The organism is Butyrivibrio sp. (genome assembly GCF_024699075.1).
Genome location: NZ_JAILQF010000023.1, coordinates 1 through 5,726, shown reverse-complemented (window position 1 = coordinate 5,726; position 5,726 = coordinate 1). Strand labels below are relative to the sequence as shown.

6 protein-coding genes are annotated in these 5,726 nt (G+C 39.0%); 5 read left to right on the top strand and 1 reads right to left on the bottom strand.

Features of this window, described 5'->3' with window-relative positions:
* From K6G87_RS00775 to K6G87_RS00765, 3 genes are all read left to right on the top strand, one after another.
* Positions 1–264: IMP dehydrogenase (locus K6G87_RS00775; RefSeq protein ID WP_296832542.1), on the top strand; the 264-nt coding region annotated here is incomplete at its 5' end.
* A 211-nt stretch (positions 265–475) separates the two neighbouring features.
* On the top strand, positions 476–2,170 hold the full coding sequence (locus K6G87_RS00770) for a glutamine--tRNA ligase/YqeY domain fusion protein (protein ID WP_296832539.1): 1,695 nt from the start codon (positions 476–478) through the stop codon (positions 2,168–2,170).
* 14 nt (positions 2,171–2,184) lie between these two features.
* The gene (locus K6G87_RS00765) at positions 2,185–3,060 is read left to right on the top strand and encodes a DUF2225 domain-containing protein (RefSeq protein WP_296832536.1); all 876 of its coding nucleotides are present in this window, start codon (positions 2,185–2,187) and stop codon (positions 3,058–3,060) included.
* 120 nt (positions 3,061–3,180) lie between these two features.
* Here the strand turns inward: K6G87_RS00765 and K6G87_RS00760 are convergent, their stop codons facing one another.
* Positions 3,181–3,468, bottom strand: coding sequence for a hypothetical protein (locus tag K6G87_RS00760; protein WP_296832534.1), 288 nt, complete (start codon positions 3,466–3,468; stop codon positions 3,181–3,183).
* A gap of 158 nt (positions 3,469–3,626) precedes the next feature.
* On the opposite strand from K6G87_RS00760, the gene K6G87_RS00755 reads away from it, so the two are divergent.
* Both K6G87_RS00755 and K6G87_RS00750 read left to right on the top strand, forming a co-directional pair.
* Positions 3,627–4,226, top strand: coding sequence for a TetR/AcrR family transcriptional regulator (locus K6G87_RS00755; RefSeq protein WP_296832531.1), 600 nt, complete (start codon positions 3,627–3,629; stop codon positions 4,224–4,226).
* Between the two features lie 61 nt (positions 4,227–4,287).
* Entirely contained in the window at positions 4,288–5,232 is a 945-nt protein-coding gene (locus K6G87_RS00750) for a carbohydrate kinase family protein (protein WP_296832527.1), read from the top strand.
* Positions 5,233–5,726: the final 494 nt, after the last annotated feature.

The following is a 5,726-nucleotide window of genomic DNA, read 5'->3' as shown; positions in this document are numbered from 1 at the left end:
CGTTACTTCCAGGAAGGTGCCAAGAAGCTTGTTCCTGAAGGCGTTGAAGGACGTGTTGCTTATAAGGGAATGCTTGAAGATACAGTATTCCAGCTTATCGGCGGTCTTCGTTCAGGTATGGGATATTGCGGATGCAATACTATCAAAGAGCTTCAGGAGAATGCACAGTTTGTTAAGATCACATCTGCAGCTCTTCGTGAGAGCCATCCTCATGATATACATATCACCAAGGAAGCTCCTAACTATTCAGTAGATGATAACTAATTTATATTTTGTTATATAAAGCAAGTTGACGATTTCTAAGACGAAAGGACAGATGCTATAAGGTATCTGTCCTTTCTAAGTTAAATAATATTTTGTTGGTTGTTTTCTAAAAATGACAAACGTGTTATTATAAATTAAGCTATGCATACCTATTAAGATAATGTATATGTATGGCGAAATATATTTATAGATAAGGATTGGATAACAGGAAATGGCAGAAGTAGTGAACAGTTCCGAAGAGTCAAAAGAAAATGCTCCTTCAAGGAACTTTATTGAAGCAGAAATTGACAAGGATTTAAAGGAAGGAGTCTATGATCACGTTCAGACGAGATTTCCTCCTGAACCTAATGGATTCCTGCATATAGGACATGCCAAGAGTATCATCATCAATTCCGGCATTGCTAAGGAATATGGCGGCAAGTTCAATATGAGATTTGATGATACAAATCCAACTAAAGAAAGATCCGAATTCATGGATTCTATTATAGCTGATGTTAAGTGGCTGGGAGCCGATTATGAAGATCGCCTCTTCCATGCATCAGATTATTTTGACCAGATGTATGAATGCGCAGTTAAGCTCATCAAAAAGGGTAAGGCTTATGTATCAGTTCTTACAGCAGAGCAGATGCGTGAATACAGAGGTACTCTTACAGAACCCGGTAAGAATGACCCTGACAGAGACAGAAGTGTAGAAGATAATCTTCGTATGTTTGAAGAAATGAAGAGCGGAAGCGTAGAAGATGGTGCAATGACACTTCGTGCCAAGATCGATATGTCATCACCTAACATCAATATGCGTGATCCGATCATTTATCGTGTAGCTCATATGACACATGCTCGTACAGGTGATAAATGGTGCATCTATCCTATGTATGACTATGCTCATCCTATAGAAGATGCTATCGAGGGAATTACACATTCTCTTTGTACACTTGAATTCGAAGACCACAGACCGCTTTATGACTGGGTTGTAAGAGAATGTGAGTTTGAGAATCCTCCTCGTCAGATAGAATTTGCCAAGATGTATCTTACTAATGTTGTTACAGGTAAGAGATACATTAAAAAGCTTGTTGAAGATAAAGTAGTTGACGGATGGGATGATCCTCGTCTTGTAACTATCGCAGCTCTTAGAAGAAGGGGTTATACACCACAGTCAATCAGAAAGTTCGTAGAACTTCTTGGAGTATCAAAGGCTAACTCTTCTGCAGAAATGGCAATGCTTGAGTATTGCATCCGAGAAGACCTTAAGCCTACAGCCAAGAGAATGATGGCTATCCTTCATCCTGTAAAGCTTGTGATAGATAACTATCCGGAAGGACAGACAGAAAAGGTTACTATCGAATATAATAAGGAAAACCCGGAGATGGGAAGCCGTGAGGTTGTATTTGGCAAGGAGCTTTATATCGAAGCTGAAGACTTCATGGAAGAGCCACCTAAGAAATATTTCCGTATGTTCCCTGGCAATGAAGTACGTCTTATGAACGCTTATTATGTTAAATGTACGGGTTGCGAGAAGGATGCAGATGGCAATGTAACAGTTGTACATGCTGAATATGATCCTGCAACAAGAGGCGGTGACAGTGCAGACGGACGTAAAGTAAAGGGTACTATCCACTGGGTATCTGCTGCAGGAAGCAGAGACTGTGAAGTTCGTCTATATGAGAACCTTACAGATGAGGAAAAGGGCGTTTATAATGAAGAGGACGGATCCCTTAATCTGAATCCTAATTCGATTACTGTAATAAAAAATGCTAAAATAGAAGAAGAGCTTGTAGGTGCACAGAAATATGACAGATTCCAGTTTGTAAGAAACGGATATTTCTGTGTTGACAGTAAGGATTCCAAAGACGGCGAGCCGGTATTTAACCGTATCGTTTCGCTTAAGAGTTCATTCAAACTCAGTTAAAGGAGCGTGCAACTATGTCATTACTTTCAGGACTTGAGAAATTCGGACTAGGTAACTTAAAAAGTGAGAAGGTCTTCGACAAAGAAGAGAAGGTCGAAGAAGAACCAAAAGAGAAGCCCAAAACAGTATCTGTTGCCAAGGAGCTTCCTGAAGAGAAAACTCTAGTTTTTGAAAAGAAGTATATGTGCCCTGTTTGTGAGACGAGCTTTACTTCACTGACAGTAAGGACCGGTAAGGTACATGTCAAGGAACAGGAAATTGATCTTCATCCTATTTATGATCTTATGGATGAGATCAAGTATGACATAGTTGCGTGTCCATCATGCGGCTATGCAGCTCTTGCAAGGTATTTTGATAGTATTGCAAAGAGGCAGAAGGATGCGATCCGCGAGAAGATCTGCATGAATTTTAAGCCTATAAAGCATAAGTATGAAATATATACTTATGATGATGCCCTTGAGCGTTATCAGCTTGCACTTGCAAATGCAATTGTCAAAGATGCAAAAGCATCAGAAAAGGCATATCTGTGCCTTCGCTATGCATGGCTTATAAGACAGATGCTTCGTGATCCTGTTACCATGGCACTTCCTCATTATGATGATAAGCGCAAAGCTGAAATGAAGGAAGAAGAAAAAGAGCTCCTTAAGAATGCTCTTGAAGGCTTTGTAACAGCCAAGCAGAGCGAAGCATTCCCTATAGCCGGAATGAATACAATAACTCTTGATTATCTTCTTGCAGCTCTTTATATGGAAAATGGAGAATATGCTCCTTCCATGAAGCTTATTGGAGAAATACTGGTTTCAAGATCTGCTAGTAATCATACCAAAGAAAAAGCGCGTGATCTCAAAGATATGATTGAGAGCAAAATGCGAGAAGAGAGTAAAGGCTAGTATAAAAATAATACAAATAATATAAAAGGCATCCGCATAAGCGGATGCCTTTTGTGGTCTCTGTGTTTAAGTTTAGAACTAAATTCATCTACAGAGAATTAGTTCATGCAGGTAGGATTATTATTTCTCATCATCGAAGAATTCTTCGGTTTCTGATTCAGAGGCTTTGTCGTCTTCCTTGTCGTCTTCTTTAGTAGCACGATCGAGGTTGACATATCCGCGTTCATCAGATGAGTTATCATCGATATCAGCATCATCAAAGTCATCGAAATCGTCGAAATCATCATCTTCGAGATCATCATCGAATTCGCTGTTCTTCTTGTTGAGGTAATAGTAAATACCTGCAGCGGCTGCAGCTGTAGCAGCACAAAACATAACAAATTTACCAAAACCGTGTGATTTAGACATTGTAAGCCACCTTCCTGTGCCGCCCGGCACATTAACTTATTTCTACACGTGATTTTATTTTAATACATTTTGGGCGAATCGAAAAGAGGAAATATCCTACCAAATTAACAGATTTGTGGCATAATGGTAATATAACTAATAATTTGGGGAGAGATGGCATGGACGATAAGTTTTTTGACCTGAAAAAAGAGAAGCAGGACAGAATACTGAATGGGGCGCTTAAGATATTTGCCTTGAACGGTTACAAGAACGGAAGTACTGATGTGATAGTCAAAGAGGCAGGGATAAGCAAAGGTCTTCTTTTTCATTACTTTGGTACCAAACAGGAGCTTTACAGATTTCTTCACGACTATAGTATAAGATTTCTGCAGCTCGAAATAAGAAGTAACGTATCTGCAACAGAGACAGACTATTTTACCATCTGGCGTCAGATCCTTGCTTCGGAAGAGTCTATCATGGACCAGTATCCGTATATGATAGCCTTTTTGGAATCTGCAGAGACAGAAACAGATCCTGATACTTTTGATCCTGAAGAGGAGAGAAAGAGAAGCAGAGATGTTTATGCTGCAGCAACAAGAAATGCTGACCTTGTGCATTTCAATCCTGATATAGATATAAAAGCCATAGAGGACATGCTCCATTTTACAAGGAATAATGTCCAGAGAAAGCTTATGTTCAAAGATATGATGGATGCCGGAATATATGTTCAGCAGGTATCTCATTATTTTGATATAATGGCTAAACTTACTTACATTTAATACCGAAAATATAGATAGTGAGCCTATGATCCTAAAACCGTCAGTGTTGAAAGGAGCGATCATGAGTAAAATTGTCATAGCAGGTATTACCCAGTTTGAAACAGTAATCAAGGTCGATAAGATTCCATTTGATATGGGCAAACAGATACACGATGCGCCTGTATATGTTGGAGGTGGTGGAGATGCCATGAATGAAGCTATGGCTCTTACAACTCTCGGCGATCAGGTCTTCTTTATGTCTGTAGTTGGACAGGATCAGAATGTAGAAGTATTTAATCCGCCTGATTTCAAGGTTCATCTTGATACCAGCTATATGCTCCCTATCATGAAGTCAACTCCTTCTGAAATCATATTCTTTGATAATGAACAGAATCAGTTGATATTTCAGGATCTAAAGGACGTCAGAGATGCAAGATATGATATGTCTATGGTAAGACCTATCATGGCAGAAGCTGACTGTCTGCTTGTTTCTAATGCTAATTTCTGCAGACCATTCGTTCATTATGCTCTTTCTGCAGGCAAGAAGATTGCTCTTAATATGCGCTCTTATTCCAAAGAAAAAGAAAAATACAACACTGACTTTTTGGAAAATTCCGACATAATATATTTAAGTGATGACTCTGTTGAGGGTGATCCTTATGATTTTATAGACGACTTTGCAAAGCGTTTTGATCCTGAGATCATAATCCTTGGTCAGGGCAAAACGGGTCTTATCCTCTACGACAGAGATCGTCATATAAAGGTGCATTATAACTCAGTTTCTACCAATGAAGTTGTCAATTCACTTGGTGCAGGTAATGCGCTTATTTCTGCTTTTATTCACTATTATCTTGAAACCAAAGACAGCGTTAATGCTATAAAGAACGGACTTTTATATGCATCCTACAAGACAGGATTTATGAGAACCTGTGAAGGTTTCCTTACTCCTGAACAGGTAGAACAGTGGCGCGAGCTTATATGGAAGACTCAGTCCATTACTGATGTATATGGCGTTGATATAGGTTAAGCGATATCATTTTATCATTTCGGATTAATATTAGTTATCTCAAAAATAAATACAGGTGTTAAAAGATTCTTTTGACACCTGTATATAAAATGCCATTGCAATTAGACTTGCATGGTGATATATTATTTTAGAAAACGTTTTCCAGACTTTTCTAAAGGGTTAGAGCTGGAATATATAAAATGATCAAGATAACCAATTACCTTTAGGTGGTGGGAATATCTTGATTTCGGGTGCGGGGTTATAAGCCCCGTACCCGTAGAACTGCGTCAGCAGTGATTTTATAACGAGCAAAAAGCGAAGCGTTTGCGAGTTTAACCTTTTGAATGATAATTTTAAGACGTAAGGGTCAAAAGTCATTTCGATTCGAGCTTGCTCGAAATCGAATATGAATTTATGACCCGCCAAACATGAGCAAAGTAGCACGTAGTGCGGATTTGTGAATGTTTGAGGATTGTGGGAGTTTCGTAGAAACGGAACAATCCGACCGTCATAAG

Excerpts from the sequence above, each read along its gene's own strand:
- K6G87_RS00770 (WP_296832539.1), top strand. The coding sequence starts at position 476 with ATGGCAGAAGTAGTGAACAGTTCCGAAGAGTCAAAAGAAAATGCTCCT.
- K6G87_RS00750 (WP_296832527.1), top strand. The coding sequence starts at position 4,288 with ATGAGTAAAATTGTCATAGCAGGTATTACCCAGTTTGAAACAGTAATC.
- K6G87_RS00760 (WP_296832534.1), bottom strand. The coding sequence starts at position 3,468 with ATGTCTAAATCACACGGTTTTGGTAAATTTGTTATGTTTTGTGCTGCT.
- K6G87_RS00755 (WP_296832531.1), top strand. The coding sequence starts at position 3,627 with ATGGACGATAAGTTTTTTGACCTGAAAAAAGAGAAGCAGGACAGAATA.
- K6G87_RS00765 (WP_296832536.1), top strand. The coding sequence starts at position 2,185 with ATGTCATTACTTTCAGGACTTGAGAAATTCGGACTAGGTAACTTAAAA.